Genomic DNA, 17,891 nt, shown 5'->3' with positions numbered 1-17,891 from the left:
ACGAAATGTTACTTTCTACAATCCGAAACGTTCAGGTTTTTTTCGCTTTTATATGCTACAAAATATCCAGATTCTTCTTGCAATCATGCATGCTTTTTTGTCATCCTGCCTTAAAGGAGCCTTAATCCGTTCTGTAACAGAGCGTGAGGATGCCTTGTGGGATTGCTTTTTTGCAATCATACCAAACCCGAGCGAGGAGGGTCAGAAACATGCATAGCCTGTCTTTCATTCTGGCTGCTGCGGCCATTGGATTTGGTCTCGCCATCGCAGATGGTGTCAATTACGAACCAGCCACCTTGGCGCCGCCCCCTACCGCTACCAAAACACTCCCTATCAGTATTCCTTCCTTTCTGTCCCGCTAACAAACAGGCTGGAAACGGATTGGCTGCACGGGGTTTTTGTTTCCCGCGCTCATTCTTTGCTACATACGCCCTGAAAGAACGGTCTTTACCTCTCTCCCTCCCCCGTTCTTTCAGGATAGTGGCATATGATGGAAAAACGCCCCGTTATTGGTATTACGCTTGATTTGGAAGATGGCGGCGAAGGCCGTTATTCCCGCTTCAAATGGTATGCCATGCGGGAAAATTATATGTCTGCCGTTTCCACTGCGGGCGGCTTACCTATTGCGCTCCCTTTATTTCCGCAGCTTTGTGCCGATTACATGCACTTGTTGGACGGGTTGATTATAACGGGTGGCGCATTTGACATTGACCCCACTTTGTATGGGGAAACACATGTTCACCCCACCATAAACTTGCGCCCTCGCCGCACGCAGGCAGAAGCAGCTTATCTGGCTGAAGCCCTACAACGTGATATGCCGGTTTTAGGGATATGCGGTGGCATGCAGCTTATAGCTGTGGCGCTGGGTGGCAGCCTGATCCAGCATATTCCGGAAGAATGCCCGACTGCTCTTCCGCATGAGCAGCCAAACCCACGGAATGAGGCCAGCCATAGTGTGACAATATCGCCCGATACCTTATTGGCACGTAGCATGGGCAGCCCTGCACGTATTGGCGTTAATTCCTCGCATCATCAGGCTGTCAAAACACCCGGGCGTGGCATTATTAACGCCGTGGCAGAAGATGGTATTATTGAAGGGATTGAAGATCCCACACATTCTTTCTGCCTTGGGGTGCAATGGCACCCGGAATTTGGCATAGACCCCGCAGACAAAGCACTTTTCAAAGCCTTCATACAGGCAGCAGGAGATTCAGCGTGACGCAGGAAACCCGAGGGGAACGCATAGCAAAATGGCTGGCCCGCAGTGGCGTTGCCAGCCGCCGTGATGCGGAGCGCATGATAGAGGAAAACCGTATTCGCCTGAATGGCCAACCGGTAACACACCCTGCCACCTTTGTAACAAATGGCGATATTGTGCAGGTTGATGGGGAACCCGTTTCTGCCCCGGAGCGCACACGCTTGTGGCGCTACCATAAGCCAGATGGCTTGGTGACAACGCATAAAGACCCGGAAGGCCGGCCAACGGTTTTTGCTTCCCTGCCAGAAGGCATGCCACGCGTTATCAGCGTTGGGCGGCTTGATCTGAACAGTGAAGGGCTACTGCTGCTCACCAATGATGGTGAACTGGCCCGTAGGCTGGAACTCCCCTCCAACGGCTGGCTACGCCGCTACCGTGTGCGCGTATTTGGCGTAGTGGATGAAGAACGTTTGGCAAGTCTGGCTCAGGGCAGCGTGTTTGATGGTGTGCGTTACGGTCCCATTCATGCGGTTCTGGATTCGCGCAAAGGTGACAATGCGTGGCTGACAGTTTCCCTCAAGGAAGGGAAAAACCGTGAAATTCGTAAAGTGATGGCGGGCATGAACCTGCATGTCAGCCGCCTGATACGCACCAGCTACGGGCCTTTCCAGCTTGGTACCCTGCAGCGCCGCGAACTGGAAGAAGTTTCTCCCCGCGTGTTGCGTGATCAGTTGCCCAAGGCAACAGAAAAGGCTCCCCCAGTCCGGCGTGCACCCGCAAAACAGGCAGACTAATGGTTCGGATTATTGCTGGCAGCCGCAAGGGGCGGTTGCTAACAGCCCCAGCGGGACAGGCCACACGCCCCACGGCAGACCGGGTGCGACAAGCCTTGTTTGATATGCTGCTACATGCACCGTGGGGTGGACATGCGCTTATTTCTGAAGCGCATGTGCTGGACGCTTTTGCTGGTACCGGCGCACTAGGGCTGGAAGCTCTTTCTCGCGGGGCAAAGCATGCAACTTTCTTCGAAACGAACCGCCCTGCCCTAGCCGCGCTCCGGGCCAACATTCAGGCCTGCAAATGGGAAAAGAGCTGCACCGTAATTGCGCGGGATGTGACATCACCACCCGCTGGCACTTCCCCGGCTGGGTTGGTGTTTCTGGACCCGCCATATCATCAGAATCTGCCTGAACGCGCACTTAAAGCCCTGCAAAGAAAAGGCTGGATTGCTCCAAATGCCATTGCGGTTATTGAAACCGGGCGTGAAGAAGCATTGCCTTTTTCCAACACGGAAGAAGCACTAGAACCAGCAAACACACCTGCTTTTCTGGCAGAACGCCAACATGGTGCAGCCCGATTCTCCATCTGGCGACTTTAAGCTTTTTACACGTTCTTGCTGGTGCGCTACATAGGCAGAACGAAAACGGATTTTACGCAAATAGAAGGTAACGGCATTTATGGCTGGCAGCGTTAACAAGGTTATTCTGGTCGGCAATCTGGGCAAGGACCCCGAAGTGCGTTCCAGCCAGAGCGGTGCAAAGATTGTTTCCTTCTCTCTGGCCACCAGCGACACATGGAATGACCGCGCATCTGGTGAACGACGTGAACGCACAGAATGGCATCGCGTGGTTATTTTCAACGAACGTCTGGCAGATGTGGCCGAACGCTTCTTGCGCAAAGGCCGCAAGGTTTATCTGGAAGGCTCCCTGCAGACCAGAAAATGGACAGATCAGGGTGGGCAGGAACGCTACACGACGGAAGTGATTATCGACCGTTTCCGTGGTGAACTGGTGCTGCTGGATAGCCGCAATAGTAGCGAAGGCGAAGGTGAAGGCGGCGGCTTTGGTGGCGGAAGCGGCAGCAGCTACGGCGGCTATAACAGTGGTGGCGGCGGTGGTTATGGCGCCCCATCATCCGCACCACGCCAGCAACCAGCACAGCGCAGCGGTGGCAATAACTCCGGCGGCTGGGATGCATCTGGCGGCAACGGAGATCTTGATGACGAAATTCCGTTCTAATCACTCAAACTGATTGGAGGCTGGCTGCAATATCGGGTGGCCAGCCTTATCCATTCCAGACATGCCTCCTGCTGTTTCCTCCCCACTCCGTGTCAAACTGGCTGGATATCTGACAGCAGCAGGCTTGGTGTGTCTAAGCATCTTTCCATTTTTTCTATTCTATAGCCGCGCTCTTTCAGACACCTTTGCTTCTGTTATTGGCGGGTTGTTTCTTCTGCGCTGTTGCCTGTTGAGGCACTGGCAATGGGTTAAACAGCCTTGGCTTAAACTTGCTGCACTATTTTGTGGGCTATGCCTGCTTTCCTCTGTGCATGTTGGTATTACGGGGGCATGGGTGCAAGCGCTATGCCTGCCCCGGCTTTTCCTGTTTTGTGCGGCGCTGCAATGCTGGCTTCTTGCCACTGAGGAACGGCGCTTGTGGCTGGAGCGAATCTGCTTACTGGCGGCCTTGTGGTTGATAAGCCAATGCTGGCAACAGTATCTGACAGGCACGAATCTGATGGGTATGCCGCGCTGGGGTGATGGCAGCCTCACAGGCCCATTCACCAAGCCGCGTGCAGGCTTTACGCTGCTGATGTTGTTCTTTCCCGGCATCATGCCGAGCGTTTTGCGCCTGTTACGCCACAACAAGCTGAAATCTTGGGGGCTTGGCTGTGCACTCCTGCTGTTAGGCGTCACAACCATGGTGCTGATTGGCCAACGCATGAGCTGCGTGCTGCTCTTTTTTGGCCTGTCTCTTACAGCGTTTATTTTCCCCCGTTTTCGCCTGCCCTTTGGCCTCATTCTTGCTTGTGCGGGTGGGTTGATTGCCAGCCTGCCTGTGATCTCTCCGCCCGTTTACGCCAAACTTGTTCTGAAATTTTCAGACCAACTGCATCATTTCGCACAAAGCGATTACGGCAAGCTCTTCCGCTCCGCTATCACGATGGTTGCCCAACATCCCTGGATGGGGCTGGGCATGGATGCCTTTAGGAATTTCTGCCACGTTCCTATTCAAACCCATGCCCTCTCTTTCCTAGGCATAGAAACCCTTACAAATGATACGGATCGGGGCTGTAATATTCATCCCCACAACTATTACCTGCAAATTGCCACAACAGCCGGTTTACCGGGCCTTATGGTATTTCTAGGTCTGGCTTTTCAATGGTTGCGCACTGGGTGGAAGGCACTAGATGTAGAGCATCACCCACAACAGGCCATGCTATTTGTGGCCTGTTGCATTCTGTTGTGGCCCATTACTTCCACCAGTGCTGTTTTTTCTTTCCCCACAGCGGGATGGATTTTTATGTTCGTTGGGTGGCTTATCGCAGCATCCAACTCACAAAAACGTGCATAATTGTGTTAAGAAAGTGTTTATACAGCAGGGAACTTTCTTAAAATATTTTTTCATTACTCATTTTAAATGTAGTCTTTTCTTACTCTTACTTTATCCTTTGTCTCTTTTCTGCGTTTTTGCCCCATAAAATTGTTGGCGGGTGAGCGGGATGCCGCTATAAGCCGCGTCATTCTTTCAAGGCAGGCTGCCTGTCATTGCAAAGGCTGACGACAGACATGATTACCTTACCGCCAGATTATCGCCCCTCTGAAGATGAAGAGTTCATGAATCCCCTTCAGACGGAGTACTTCCGGCAGAAATTGCTTAAATGGCGCGCCGACCTTCTTAAAGAAGCAGGAGATACGCTTGCCAGCCTTTCCGAAGGCGGCATTCATGAAGCTGACATTACTGACCGTGCCAGCGTAGAAACAGACCGTGCACTGGAACTGCGCACGCGAGACCGTGCCCGCAAGCTGATTGGCAAGATCAACCTTGCGTTGCAGCGGGTTGAAAACGGCACATATGGTTACTGTGAAGAAACGGGTGAGCCCATTGGCCTGAAACGGCTGGAAGCACGCCCGATTGCCACACTTTCCATTGAAGCGCAGGAACAACACGAGCGCATGGAAAAAACCCACCGGGACGATTAATTTTTTCGTCTTTTTTACCGCATCTGGTCTTGCGGCGTTCCGCGCGAACAGCTAGAACGCCCGCAGACTATGCTGCTGTAGCTCAGTGGTAGAGCACTCCCTTGGTAAGGGAGAGGTCGACAGTTCAATCCTGTCCAGCAGCACCAGTCTTTCCATTACATTTTGCAAGAATCGCTTTTTCGGGCCGCGTTGTGCAAAGCAGCGCTATGTTTGCCCCTTTACGTGGTCGATTCTGCCTGCTGCCTTTGAGGCATTTTAAATCTGCCTTGCTAGATGCCGAAAGATGGCATCGCCATTTTCAAAAAACTTTTCCTTGCTGAACTTTTCCAACACAAATTGTCTGGCATTCTGGCCAACTCCAGAAAGCCTTTCTGGCTGGGCAAGAACTGCTGCCAATGTATCTGCCAGCATAACTGGGTCTTCGGGTTGCACTTTCCAACCGGTTACGTTTTCCACAATAGACCGATCCATCTCCCCCACATCACTACCAATTACAGGTAAGCCTGCCTGCATGGCCTCATGCATAGCAATGCAGAATCCTTCCCGCCGAGATGGCTGAAGATAAAGATGCTGGGTATGCAAAAAATCCTGAGATGAAGACGCAAAACCTGAAAAACGAATATTCGTCAGCTTTAATTCTTTTACCATCTGCTCAAGGTGGGCGCGTTCTTGCCCCTCACCTGCTACCGTCACTTCAAACGCTGGCAAGGATGTGTAGGCCTGAAGGCGTTTAAGAGCTGTGCATAAAATATCGTATCCCTTGGCAATATGCAGCCGCCCAAGTGAACCTGCGCGAATCACTTCTCCCGGCTTCCAAGGCTCTGCTGGCTGAATATCTGGCAAAGCCTGAAAAACTGGCCAAGACATAACTTTATTTGCAGGAAGGTTAAGACGTTCACGCGTAATCTCTGCCACGCACTCCGAATCACACACCCACAGTTTTGAAAAAGATTTGGCGGCCCGTAAAAGGCGGATATTCCCCGGCTTCAGAAACGCGTTGTGCTGCCAACTGATAACCGGCACCCTCAAACCACGCCCAACCTGCTGCCCGATAAGAGTAGAACGGGTTAAGGATGTCCAAATCTGGGTAGGCTGCCACGCTGCCAGCTTACGGCGCAGCCATAAATAGGCCTGAAGGTGATCACTTTCTCCACCTTCTCTAATGTGTATGTCCAACCCTGCCGCCAGCAGTGCAGGCTCTGCGCGTCTATCCCGCGGGGTCAGCACAAATACGCCAACATCACACCCACGCGCCCGAAAAAAACCGGTAATGGAGGGCACCATGGCGCCCGTGCCACCGCCTTCTAGCGAGTTAATAACATATGCAATTTTTTTAGGGTACAGCACGCCATCAGCCCCTGCGCAGAGAAACAATAAAACCCATCTGTTCAGAACTGATCAGGTAAGCAAAAAACCGTTTCCGGTAAAAAGGCAGCATCCTTCAAACTTTGAAAAATGCCGCCTTGGCAAGATTATCGGTGACCACCGCCACCGGGGCCGCCACCGCCAGGGCCTCCATGACCTCCCGGACCGCCTCCGGGATGACCACCGCCACCAGGACCACCACCAGGCGGACGACCACCACTTCCGCCGCCGGGGCGTGGACCGGGGCTAAAGCCACCGGGGCCACCATGACCACCGGGACGCCCCCCAGGGCCAACACCAGGCCGTGGGCGCGGGCCTCGGCCACCGCCGCCCCAAACGCCATAGCCATAGTAATCATCATATACGGGGCCGTATCCTGAATATCCGTAAGGATAATACAGGCCACCATCACCATAATAGGGGCCACCGCATGCGCTCAAGCTGCACAGCAACCCGAGAGCGGACAGTTTTAACGCCAGTTTTTTCACGGTAGCCTCCTTATCGGTCTATCAGGCTGAAACCCCAACCTTCACCAGAACATGGTGTTTTTTGCCAGCAGAAAGTTTAATGGCGCCATCAACCATATCCTGCTGTGTGATCAGCTTATTTTCGTCCTGTATCACATCATTATTAAGGCGTGCCCCGCCACCACGTACCAAACGCCGAGCTTCTCCATTTGTTTTAACCAGTCCTGCTTCTGCAAACAGGCGAAAAACCGGAATACCAGCAGCCATATCAGCCTCTGCCACTTCATGCACAGGCAGATCTGCCGCAGCTACGCGGCCTTCTTCAAACGTCTGGCGGGCGGCTTCTGCCGCAGCCAGCGCTGCGTTGCGCCCATGGCACAGAGCTGTGGCCTCTGTTGCCAGCACTTTTTTGGCTTCGTTAATTTCCGCGCCCTGTAAAGCTTCCAGACGCGCACATTCTTCCAGCGGAAGTTCAGTAAACAGCCGCAGAAAACGGCCAACATCTGCATCTTCCGTGTTGCGCCAGAACTGCCAGTAATCAAACACCGGCAAGCGTTTTTCAGAAAGCCACACAGCACCATTGGCTGTCTTGCCCATTTTGGCACCAGATGATGTTGTGAGCAGAGGTGTTGTAAGCCCCATAACGCTTTTCTGATCCGTGCGGCGCACCAGCTCCACGCCAGAAATAATGTTGCCCCATTGGTCTGACCCACCAAGCTGCAACACCACATTCATACGGCGGTTTAGTTCACGGAAATCATAGGATTGGAGAATGGAATAGTTGAATTCCAGAAACGTCAGCCCCTGCTCACGTTCTAGGCGATTTTTCACGGAATCAAACGCCAGCATGCGATTGATGGAAAAATGCACGCCCACATCACGCAGCAGGTCAATATAGGCCAGCTTGTCCAGCCAATCTGCGTTATTCACAAGGGCGGCTTCAGATGCACCAGCCCCAAAGGTGAGGAACTGGCGTAGGCAGCCTTCAATACCCGCCAGATTGGTCTGAATGATATCTTCCGTCATCAACCGCCGGGCTTCTTCCCGGAAGGATGGATCACCAATACGGGCTGTGCCACCACCCACCAGCGCTATGGGCCGGTGGCCGTGTTTTTGCAACAACCGCAACATCATAATCTGGATAAGGCTGCCTACGTGCAGGCTATCTGCCGTAGGATCAAACCCAATATAGGCCGCCACGGATTTTTCTGCCATCAGAGCATCCAGCGCATCGGCATCCGTGCACTGGAAAATAAAGCCGCGTGCAGCGGCCTCCCGCATGAAAGAACTCTTAAACCCGTTCTCGACCATTTATCCTGTCCCTTCTCTCCGGCCCCTGTCTGCAGGGCAGAACCAGCAGACAGACGCTCTAACATGAGAGAGCAAAGAACAGAAACACTCAGCCCAACAGCATTTGGCAGAAAAAAGCCTTAAGCTGTACCGCCCACGGTCAGTCCGGTCATTTTAAGGGCAGGCTGCCCCACCCCAACCGGCACGCCCTGCCCTGCTTTACCGCAAGTGCCAATACCGGGGTCTAGTTCCAGATTACCACCAATCATGGAAACCTGCGTCATGGCCTCTGCCCCGCTTCCAATCAGGGTTGCACCTTTTACGGGGGCCGTTACGCGGCCATTTTCGATCAGATAGGCTTCGGATGCCGCAAACACGAACTTACCCGAGGTAATATCCACCTGCCCACCACCAAAGTGCACCGCATACAGGCCGCGCTTTACAGAAGAAATCATTTCCTCTGTGGTAGAAGACCCCGGCTGCATGATTGTGTTGGTCATGCGCGGCAAGGGCATATGTGCGTAAGACTGGCGGCGACCATTGCCTGTAGGCGCCATACCCATAAGGCGAGCATTCAGCCTATCCTGCAGATATCCCTGCAAAATACCATCTTCAATCAACACGGTGCGTCCCGTGGGTGTGCCTTCGTCATCAATGGTCAGGCTCCCACGCCGATCGGGCAGAGACCCATCATCCACCACCGTAACGCCGGGAGACGCCACACGCTTGCCAATACGCCCGGCAAATACAGAGGTGCCTTTGCGGTTGAAATCACCCTCCAGCCCGTGACCAACGGCTTCATGCAGCAAGATGCCGGGCCAACCAGCGCCCAGCACAACTTCCATGGCACCGGCTGGCGCAGGCTGGGCTTCCAGCGCAACCAACGCCTGCCGCAAAGCTTCATCCACAGCGCCCTGCCATGTTTCTTCATTCAGCAGACGGTTGATCTCATACCGGCCACCCAGCCCGTAACTACCGCTTTCACGCTTGCCATCATGTTCCACCACAACAGATACATTCAGCCGCACCAGTGGGCGCAAATCTGCCGCCCGCGTGCCATCGGCCCGCATGATCTGCACCGCCTGCCATTCCCCCGAAAGGGAGGCCATAACCTGCACCACGCGGCTATCTTTGCCACGTGCATAGGCATCTATTTTTGAAAGCAGGCCAGAGCGCGTTGCAAAATCACTATCACCCAGTGGATTGGCATCTGTGTAAAGCCGCTGGTTGGTGGCGCGTGGTGGTGCGGCCATCTGGCCAGAGCGCCCTGCACGCACAGCACTTACGGCATCTACGGCGCGTAGCAAGGAAGAACGGCTGAGTTCATCCGAATGCGCAAAACCCGTTTCTTCCCCCAATACAGCACGCAGGCCAAACCCACTGCTGGTATTAAAGGATGCCGAACGGATAACACCATCATCCAGAGCAATGCCTTCGCTTTCTCTGTATTCCAGAAAAAGCTCACCATCCTCCATTCCGGCCAATGCCGTTTTTGTCAGCTTTTCCGCATCATCTTTATGCAGTTGCGCATCTGGACGATGAAAAAACAGCTGGTCCGTAACGGCGAGAGCACCCGGATGCTGAGAGGAAGAAGACATGCACGACAACCCTTCAGGAAGAAATGGCCATACCGTAATGGCTCATACACAAAACATAGGAAGTTAAACCGCCACGTAAACCCGGCATGGTGGGCTTTTGCGTAGTAAATTTGGCTGGGCCCGGCTTATACGCCGGGCAATTCATTAACCGTTACAACGCGCCAACCCACGTCCAAACGTTCCAGAATGGTCAGCGCCAGATTCTGCACGGAAAAATGAAGTGCTGTTTCCGCATGAATCCGCAAGGCATGGGCCAAAGCCGCACGCACCACGCCACCATGTGTTACTGCTATAATATCTTGCTGTGCATATTGGTCTGCTAGCCTATCCAGCAAGCGGCCCACACGAGCGCAAACATCAATCATGCTTTCGCCTTCGGGCGGGCATTCCGTTGTCCCCACAGCCCAGAACGGATGCGGTGCAAGATTAAGATACTGGGGCAGTTCCTCATAAGGTAGCCCCTGCCATGAGCCCAGATTCTGCTCGATCAGATCTGGCTCCACTGTCAGCTTGGCAGGGCCATACCCCGCTTCCTGCACGGCCTGTGCTGTGCGTTGTGTGCGAGATAACGGGCTTACAAGCCAATGCGCAGGCTTGGGCAATCGTTCTGCCAGTGCCCGATACATTGGACGTTGCGCAATAAGGCTATCCGGGCACAAAGGCACATCCATTGCGCCGTACATGCACATACGAGCATTTTCTTCCACCAATGCGTGGCGGATCAGCCAGAAGCGCGTAATACCCGGCGCCAATTTGGGGCCATCCAGAAAATGATCCTGAGATGAGGGTAAAACTTTGGGAAGGTCTCTTATTTCATTCATAGAGTGTGTTGTGCGGCGAGCTAACCGACGACGCAAGGGCCGAAATCGCTGCCCCTACAATGCAACAGGAAGCAATGCTTCTGCCTCAACATTCACTATATTTTCTGGCTGAGCAGACGCTGCCTTGTCCTCCGCTTTCTGCAAAAACGGCCAATAACGCAGGATCAGGGAAACCTTTTGCAGTGCATCCTGCACATTTTGTATCTCTTGCTCCAGATACGTTTGATACGTCATGCCTTGAGGCATGTCTGAGCCAGAAATATGGCGTGCGCTCACAGAAATTCTTAAAGCGCCCGCCATTTGCCCCTTTACCCGCGCATAGGGCACGGCAACAGGCTGCCCAAGCTGATAACCTCTGGCCATAATCTGGTACGCGGTATCTGGGCAACCAAACGGCAGATCGCCCGAAAGATCCTGTTTTAACCACACATGCAGCTGCCGGCATTCCGCAAGATTTAAAACGGAGGTGATGCCAGTGTTGCCTCCACCATTTACGAGAAAAGAAAAAATGGTTTGCTGCTGATCCCACGCATGGGGCAAAGCATCCCGCTTTACCAAGGTATCTGGCAACAGTTCTATTGTTTCATCCTGTTCCAGAATATGGCGTATTCCACCCAGAAACTGCTCTAAACGGACAGTTTTTTCTGAAGCAGGCACATGAGAAAAACGCTCGATTTCCGCACAAGCGCCAACCCAGCGCAGCAAGAGCCCCAAATTAAACCCATTGTTTAAAGAAGTGGTTGCCTTACAGGCCGGCCACTCTGCCTGATTGAAATAGGCCGCCAAACCCGAAGGCAACACCGCATGGTCCAACCGTTGCCGCCATGTTTCTGGCAATAAAAGCGCCCCACAAAACGCTGGGCCCGTATAAAATTTGGACCCCGTAACCATAACAGCCCAGTCTTGCTGCAAATAGGCTTTTATACGTTCAGGCATCAGGCGCGCCTGACAAGCATCCACCACAACATCAATCTGGCCCGGATATGTATGGCATAGGGCCTGCACCACCTGCATATCGGGAACAAGCTGGCCGGTTTTTGAAGTGTCCAGCAAATAGAGCAGCACACGTTGGCCGGCCTGAACCGCGCTGTGAATCTGCTGCTGGCAGATATGAAAAATATTTTGCCTGGAATTCAGCTCCCCATTTTCGGTGCGCAATGGGGCTGTTACCAGCTGCGTACCTGCAGGAAACCCAGCTATTTTTTCGCTTTTACGAACACGGAACCCCAGCGCAGTTGTGCTGGCAAAATGTCGTCCCTGCGTTGCCAGTGGCACACCGCTGCCTGTTTCTTCCACTCCAGCCAAAACCACACCGACTGCTGGGTTAACGGCCAAAGAAAGAGCTAACGCGGCCAGTACGGAATCTGTGCCTGAGGGTGCTAAAATACAGTTATCGGCTTTTTCAACGCCGTAGTATTGCGCCAAAAAAGCCTTGATATCCGCTTCCAGCGCAAGCAACGGCTTTTCCGGGGGCTGCGCCAGCATGTCCCGCACCAGCTCCAACCTACATTGCTCGACAGCATTAAATGCATGCAAAGATGGGGATGATGCCGTGGAAGAAGAATACTGCCCGCCTGTTACAGAAGGACGATACGTGCACCCGTAACGATTCTGATGGGTTTGAGGGTCAAGACCGAGTCTTTCATCGCCACCTTCTGCCATCAGCACATCGGAAGATCCGAGATAGGGCCATACACGCTGCACCCACTGGCAAAAATCATCATCATTTTCTGTTTGACCAGCAAACCCCTGCTGATCGTTTACTGATGACAATGCAGAAGAGAGGTGTTGTTGGCATACCCTCTGCAACCATTCCATATCAGGCAGCCTATCTGCTGCCAGCATTTCAACCCATGTTTCAGGGCACTTCTCGATAGCTCCGCCAGAAGCCTTCCACCAACGCGCAGCGCTGCGTGCACACGCGACCCAAATACGATTTAAATATTTCTTCACATCATGCGCAGGCAGGCCATTCAGAAGAAAAGCCATTTCCAGCGCCATGCGCCCATAAAAAGAAACCGTCTCTTCATTTTCCAGAAACGGTTTCCCAAACACAGGCGTCCATATTCCATTGTGCTGCTCACAAACAAATGGATTTGATTGCTCTGGTTTTCCAATAACAGGAGAGGAATTAGCCAGAAATGCCAGTTCCGGAACCATATGCACCCACTGCATTGGATCTGTTTGGCGGGTTCCTGTCATTGAATTAAAAACACCCTCATTTATAGAAGTTCTACCTCAATTAGACTGTGTATATTTTTGTCTAACGGGTGAGATATCCTTCTCTTTCCAGATTTGCATAGAAAAAACGTAAGAATGCTGGAGAATTGCTTTCTTCTCCCATATGACTGATAAGCTGTTATCAGGCAATTATATCATTCTGGTCTTGAAGAACGACATAGCATGCGCATCTTATTAACTGGTGGTTGTGGGTTTATCGGATCTGCCGTTATTCGCCACATCATACACAATACCTCACATTCTGTCTTGAATGTTGACTGCATGACCTATGCAGCCTCACCTGAGACAGTTGAAGATGCTCCGGAGAGCGAACGCTATACGTTCTCCCAGACCAACATCACAGATACACCTGCACTGGAAAAGCTGTTCAACAGCTTTAAACCAGATGCAGTTATGCATCTGGCGGCGGAAAGCCATGTTGATCGCTCCATTGATGGGCCGGGCGTCTTTATCCAGACAAATGTGGTGGGCACATACTCCATGCTGGAAGCTGCCCGCAAATATTGGATGGGGTTAGATAAGGAAGCGCAGCAAGCCTTCCGCTTTCACCATATCTCTACGGATGAAGTTTTTGGCGCACTCGGCCCCAACGATCCGCCGTTTACCGAAACAACACCGTATGACCCACGCAGCCCATATTCTGCCAGCAAAGCCTCTTCCGACCATCTGGTTCGGGCTTGGTATCACACTTTTGGGCTGCCTACCTTTGTCACCAACACGACAAATAACTACGGTATCTGGCATTTCCCTGAAAAACTGATCCCGCTGATCACCATCAACGCCATTGAGGGCAAGGAACTGCCCGTATATGGCAAGGGTGACAACGTGCGAGACTGGTTGTTTGTAGAAGACCACGCAGAAGCTCTGGTGAAAGCCGTTGAAAAAGGCAAACCGGGCGAAACCTACGCTATTGGTGCACGCCAACCGCGCACCAATCTGGAAGTTGTGCAGACAATCTGCAGCATTCTGGATGAGCTTTGCCCCGATGCAGCAGGCCCGCGTGAACGGCTGATCCGTTATGTAACAGATCGCCCCGGCCATGATTTCCGTTACGAAATTGATCCTTCTCACGCCGAGCAGGCGTTGGACTGGAAAGCCAAGCATAATTTTGAAACCGGCATCCGCCGCACTGTCCAGTGGTATCTGGACAACCGCACATGGTGGGAAAGCATTCGCGCCCGCCGCTATACTGGCCAGAGATTGGGAACCACTGCTCCATGATTCACAAACCTGCTACTCCTACCCCCATGAAGGGCATTCTGCTGGCTGGCGGATCTGGCACGCGGCTTTACCCCATGACACTGGCAGCCAGCAAACAGTTGCTGCCAGTTTATGACAAACCGATGGTTTATTATCCGCTTTCCACGCTGATGCTGGCAGGTATCAAGGATATTATGATCATCAGCACACCACTGGATCTGCCGCAGTTCAAACGTCTGCTGGGTGATGGTTCGCAGTTTGGTGTGAACTTTGAATACCGTGTTCAGCCTTCGCCCGATGGTATCCCGCAGGCTTTTCTGATTGCTGAAGACTGGCTACAGGATTCACCGTGCGCATTGGCTCTGGGTGATAACCTGATTTTTGCTGATCACCTCAGCGCTTCTCTGCAGAAAGCAGCTGCACGCCCTCAAGGCGCTACTGTTTTTGCTTATCAGGTGCGTGACCCAGAACGTTATGGGGTTGTTTCCTTTGATGAAACAGACCGTGCCCTTGACATTGTGGAAAAACCTACCAACCCACCTTCAAACTGGGCCGTAACTGGCCTGTATTTCTATGATAACCGTGTGCTGGATTTTGCCAAAAAGGTGAAACCTTCTGCCCGTGGTGAACTGGAAATTACAGATCTGAACCGTTTTTACCTAGAAGAAGGTAACCTGCAGGTTGAGCGTCTGGGCCGTGGTTGTGCATGGTTGGATGCGGGTATTCCCGATAGCCTGCTAGAAGCCAGCCAGTTTGTACATACCATTCAGGCACGGCAGGGAATGCTTGTAGGTTCCCCGGCAGAAGTGGCCTTCCGTATGGGGTATATTTCTGCTGATCACCTTAAAGAACATGCCAAGCGCATGGGCAAAACAGAACTGGGGCGGGTGCTGTTTAACCTGGCTTCATCTGAAGGTGCAGGCCACTAAGGCCTGCTTTTTCTTTTTCCCCCATAGCAACGCAGGAGTTTTCCGCGCATGAAATCCGAACGCCTTGCCATTCCCGATGTTATTCTGATTACGCCACCACGCTTTGGTGACAATCGTGGGTTCTTTTCAGAAACCTACAATATCGAACGCATGCGCGAAGCTGGCATTACGGAACCTTTCGTGCAGGATAACCAGAGTCTTTCCCGCCAGAAAGGTGTTATCCGCGGCCTGCATTGTCAGCTTGATCCGTTTGCACAGGGCAAATTAGTGCGCTGCACACGTGGGGCTATCTGGGATGTTGCCGTAGATGCCCGCACAGGCTCCCCTACTTATGGAAAGTGGGTTGCGGCCGAACTGTCCGAAGAAAATTGGTCTCAGCTCTGGATTCCGCCGGGCTTCCTGCACGGCTTCTGCACCCTGACTGAGAATGCAGAAGTGCAATACAAATGCACGGCTCTTTACAGCAAAGCATCTGAACGCGCCGTTATCTGGAACAGTGCGGAACTCGGCATAGATTGGCCCGTTAAGGCCGAGGACGCCGTATTGTCTGAAAAAGACTTGCTGGCACCGGAATTTTCAGCTGCCAAAGGGTGGTTCCAGTATGCAGGGAAAGAAGGCTGAGCATGAGCATTCTGTCTGAAACTGGCGGCCCTGTTCTGGTAACTGGCGGAAAAGGCCAGCTTGCAACATCTTTGGTTAATCTTGGTGGACCACGCATCCGTTGTGTTGGCCGCCCGGATTTTGACTTTGACCGCCCCGAAACACTTAAGACAACGCTAGACGCTATCAAGCCTGTTGCTGTGGTAAATGCTGCAGCATGGACGGCTGTTGATCTGGCAGAAAGTGAACCCGAAGCCGCAGCCCGTGCCAACACCACAGGGCCAGAACTTCTGGCACGCCTGTGTGCAGAACGCGGCATCCCCTTTGTCCATGTTTCCACAGATTACGTATTTGCCGGAGACAAAGGTGCACCTTATGTGGAAACAGATCCTGTTTCCCCCCAGACTGTTTATGGCAGCACCAAAGCTGAAGGTGAACAATGCATTCTGGCAGCTGACCCACGCAGCATTATCCTTCGCACCTCTTGGGTTTATTCAGCGCACGGAAAAAACTTTGTACGCACCATGCTCAATGCTGGCGCCAAAAACCCAGCACTGAAGGTAGTAGGCGATCAGCGTGGTAACCCCACCTGCTCCGATGATCTGGCGCGGGCGATTCTTTCCATTCTGGCCACTATTGAAAAAACCGGCTGGAAAGATGAATACGCAGGCATTTATCACGCCTGCGGCACTGGTGAGACAACATGGCATGGTCTGGCCGAAGCTGCGCTTCAAAAAGCGTCTGAATACGGCCAAGCTAAACCCACCATTACGGCCATACGCACAGAAGATTGGCCCACACCTGCCAAACGTCCGGCTGATTCTCGCATGGATAACAGTAAACTTGCGCGCGTATTTGGCGTTCAGATGCCGCAATGGCAGGAAAGCGTGAACAAGGTGGTACACCACATCTTCACAGCACCTTCCTGACACCTCTCTGGGGGAACAGGCGGCCCCAGAAGGTTATCTCAATCAATACCGCCTGATAGAATGCAGAAGTGAACAGTTAGGTGCAAACACTAAACGTGCAACACGGGATGGATCTTCCCCAACATCAGGAAACTGCTCCTGTTGCCGTTTTACTTTCTGTTTACAATGGCGCTGCATTTTTAAATGACCTGCTAACATCCCTTAAACAGCAAACACATACAAATTGGGTTCTGCTATGGCGGGACGATGGTTCTACTGATGCCAGTATAGATTACATGCATCAGTTTGCGTTGGATGTTGGCACTCAACGTTGCAGACAAATTACGTCATCCCTCGCGCATATGGGGGTTGTACTTTCTTACGCAACACTTCTAAAGGATGTGCCAGAAGGTTATTTTATTGCCTTCTGTGATCAGGATGATGTCTGGTTTCCAGATAAACTGGAACGTGGGCTTAAAGCGCTTACAGTCACCCAAAAGCCCGCGCTTTATTGCTCACGCCAACGCTTAACAGACACCAGGCTACGCCCCATTAGTATTTCGCCGCAGTTACCGCCACACCCGTGCTTTCAAATGGCCTTAACGCAGAATATTGCTACGGGCTGCACCATTATGCTTTCCCCAGCGGGGGTCTCTCTCTTACAAAGCAGTTTCCCCCCGCCCAAACATATTTTGCATGATTGGTGGGCTTATCTGGTTGTTACTGGCGCAGATGGCACCATTATTACGGACAATCAGCCCACATTATTTTACCGTCAGCATGATAATAACGCTGTGGGGGCCCCTGCCTTATTCACGCAACGGGCATTAGCTGCTCTCCGGCGTGGCCCGTGGCAATTTATGTCCATTTTTCGGGGCAATCTGGCCTATCTTGCTCAACAAACCTACCTTTCAGCAGATAACCGCCATTTCGTAGCTGCATTACGTAAAGTGCTGTCACAATCAGGTTTGATAGGAAGATGGCACAGATGGCAGATGCTACAGCGCTCTTCCAAACTGCGTAGATATACTTGGCCGGAACAAATTATTTTCAGGCTATGGTTTCTGTTAGGCTGAATAATATCTGGTACTTTGATCAGCAGGTTTTGCTCTTCTCTGTCATCCACAGTGTGAAAATGAAACATCATGAGCAAGATTATGTGCTCAAGAGCTGGATTTTCTCTGCATATTCCTTAACAAAACCACTTTCCAGTGCTTCTGCTATAAAGCTGTTCACGATAGATTACCGCTACTGTTAAAACCGAATCATTCTCATCAATCACCCGCAAACA

18 protein-coding genes and 1 tRNA gene are annotated in these 17,891 nt (G+C 52.3%); 13 read left to right on the top strand and 6 right to left on the bottom strand.

Translation table 11 applies throughout. From position 1 onward, the window contains the following. Nucleotides 1-209 precede the first annotated feature (209 nt). The 8 genes from FCN51_RS19645 (at nt 210) to FCN51_RS19610 (ending at nt 5,327) form a co-directional block, all read left to right on the top strand. Nucleotides 210-362: a hypothetical protein gene (locus FCN51_RS19645; RefSeq protein ID WP_003626506.1), complete on the top strand. Its 153-nt coding sequence runs from the start codon at nt 210-212 to the stop codon at nt 360-362. Nucleotides 363-487: 125 nt separating this feature from the next. Continuing rightward, nucleotides 488-1,219, top strand: coding sequence for a gamma-glutamyl-gamma-aminobutyrate hydrolase family protein (locus FCN51_RS19640; protein WP_160256657.1), 732 nt, complete (start codon nt 488-490; stop codon nt 1,217-1,219). Further along, a complete protein-coding gene (locus FCN51_RS19635) occupies nt 1,216-1,992 on the top strand; it encodes a pseudouridine synthase (protein ID WP_160256656.1) in 777 nt (258 codons plus the stop codon). Before FCN51_RS19640 ends, FCN51_RS19635 begins: the two co-directional genes overlap by 4 nt. Next, nucleotides 1,992-2,576: a 16S rRNA (guanine(966)-N(2))-methyltransferase RsmD gene (rsmD, locus tag FCN51_RS19630; RefSeq protein WP_160256655.1), complete on the top strand. Its 585-nt coding sequence runs from the start codon at nt 1,992-1,994 to the stop codon at nt 2,574-2,576. Before FCN51_RS19635 ends, rsmD begins: the two co-directional genes overlap by 1 nt. A 79-nt stretch (nt 2,577-2,655) precedes the next feature. Continuing rightward, on the top strand, nt 2,656-3,216 hold the full coding sequence (gene ssb / locus FCN51_RS19625; protein ID WP_003626515.1) for a single-stranded DNA-binding protein: 561 nt from the start codon (nt 2,656-2,658) through the stop codon (nt 3,214-3,216). Between the two features lie 61 nt (nt 3,217-3,277). Next, a complete protein-coding gene (locus tag FCN51_RS19620) occupies nt 3,278-4,552 on the top strand; it encodes an O-antigen ligase family protein (RefSeq protein WP_160256654.1) in 1,275 nt (424 codons plus the stop codon). A 215-nt stretch (nt 4,553-4,767) separates the two neighbouring features. Then, entirely contained in the window at nt 4,768-5,181 is a 414-nt protein-coding gene (dksA, locus tag FCN51_RS19615; protein WP_003626519.1) for an RNA polymerase-binding protein DksA, read from the top strand. Between the two features lie 71 nt (nt 5,182-5,252). Further along, nucleotides 5,253-5,327, top strand: a tRNA-Thr gene (locus FCN51_RS19610). Nucleotides 5,328-5,436: 109 nt separating this feature from the next. Here the strand turns inward: FCN51_RS19610 and FCN51_RS19605 are convergent. From FCN51_RS19605 to FCN51_RS19580, 6 genes are all read right to left on the bottom strand, one after another. Beyond that, nucleotides 5,437-6,528: a glycosyltransferase family 4 protein gene (locus FCN51_RS19605; protein WP_201762550.1), complete on the bottom strand. Its 1,092-nt coding sequence runs from the start codon at nt 6,526-6,528 to the stop codon at nt 5,437-5,439. A 125-nt stretch (nt 6,529-6,653) separates the two neighbouring features. After that, nucleotides 6,654-7,034: a hypothetical protein gene (locus FCN51_RS19600; RefSeq protein WP_160256652.1), complete on the bottom strand. Its 381-nt coding sequence runs from the start codon at nt 7,032-7,034 to the stop codon at nt 6,654-6,656. Between the two features lie 21 nt (nt 7,035-7,055). After that, nucleotides 7,056-8,324 (bottom strand): tyrosine--tRNA ligase, encoded by a 1,269-nt coding sequence (gene tyrS, locus FCN51_RS19595; RefSeq protein WP_160256651.1) that lies wholly within the window; start codon nt 8,322-8,324, stop codon nt 7,056-7,058. 119 nt (nt 8,325-8,443) lie between these two features. Next, nucleotides 8,444-9,901, bottom strand: coding sequence for a metalloprotease TldD (gene tldD / locus FCN51_RS19590; protein ID WP_160256650.1), 1,458 nt, complete (start codon nt 9,899-9,901; stop codon nt 8,444-8,446). Nucleotides 9,902-10,026: 125 nt separating this feature from the next. Continuing rightward, entirely contained in the window at nt 10,027-10,722 is a 696-nt protein-coding gene (locus FCN51_RS19585) for a histidine phosphatase family protein (protein ID WP_160256649.1), read from the bottom strand. Between the two features lie 54 nt (nt 10,723-10,776). Next, complete coding sequence (locus tag FCN51_RS19580) at nt 10,777-12,924, bottom strand: GMP reductase (protein WP_160256648.1); 2,148 nt, start codon at nt 12,922-12,924, stop codon at nt 10,777-10,779. Between the two features lie 201 nt (nt 12,925-13,125). Here FCN51_RS19580 and rfbB point away from each other — a divergent pair, with 201 nt between their 5' ends. The 5 genes from rfbB (at nt 13,126) to FCN51_RS19555 (ending at nt 17,676) form a co-directional block, all read left to right on the top strand. Next, nucleotides 13,126-14,184, top strand: a complete 1,059-nt coding sequence (gene rfbB / locus FCN51_RS19575) for a dTDP-glucose 4,6-dehydratase (protein WP_124306660.1) — start codon at nt 13,126-13,128, stop codon at nt 14,182-14,184. Then, the gene (rfbA, locus tag FCN51_RS19570; RefSeq protein ID WP_003623399.1) at nt 14,181-15,092 is read left to right on the top strand and encodes a glucose-1-phosphate thymidylyltransferase RfbA; all 912 of its coding nucleotides are present in this window, start codon (nt 14,181-14,183) and stop codon (nt 15,090-15,092) included. Before rfbB ends, rfbA begins: the two co-directional genes overlap by 4 nt. Before the next feature lie 48 nt (nt 15,093-15,140). Further along, nucleotides 15,141-15,713 carry a dTDP-4-dehydrorhamnose 3,5-epimerase gene (gene rfbC, locus FCN51_RS19565; RefSeq protein WP_003623397.1) on the top strand — a complete coding sequence of 191 codons (573 nt, stop codon included), beginning with the start codon at nt 15,141-15,143 and terminating at the stop codon, nt 15,711-15,713. A gap of 2 nt (nt 15,714-15,715) precedes the next feature. Beyond that, nucleotides 15,716-16,621 (top strand): dTDP-4-dehydrorhamnose reductase, encoded by a 906-nt coding sequence (gene rfbD / locus FCN51_RS19560; RefSeq protein ID WP_160256647.1) that lies wholly within the window; start codon nt 15,716-15,718, stop codon nt 16,619-16,621. Nucleotides 16,622-16,701: 80 nt separating this feature from the next. Beyond that, a complete protein-coding gene (locus FCN51_RS19555; RefSeq protein ID WP_185332900.1) occupies nt 16,702-17,676 on the top strand; it encodes a glycosyltransferase family 2 protein in 975 nt (324 codons plus the stop codon). The last annotated feature ends 215 nt before the right edge of the window (nt 17,677-17,891 follow it).

Origin of the sequence: Acetobacter pasteurianus (genome assembly GCF_009914215.2) — a bacterium.
GTDB lineage: Bacteria > Pseudomonadota > Alphaproteobacteria > Acetobacterales > Acetobacteraceae > Acetobacter > Acetobacter pasteurianus.
The sequence above is the reverse complement of the archived record's forward strand: the minus strand, read 5'-3'. Positions and strand labels throughout refer to the sequence as shown.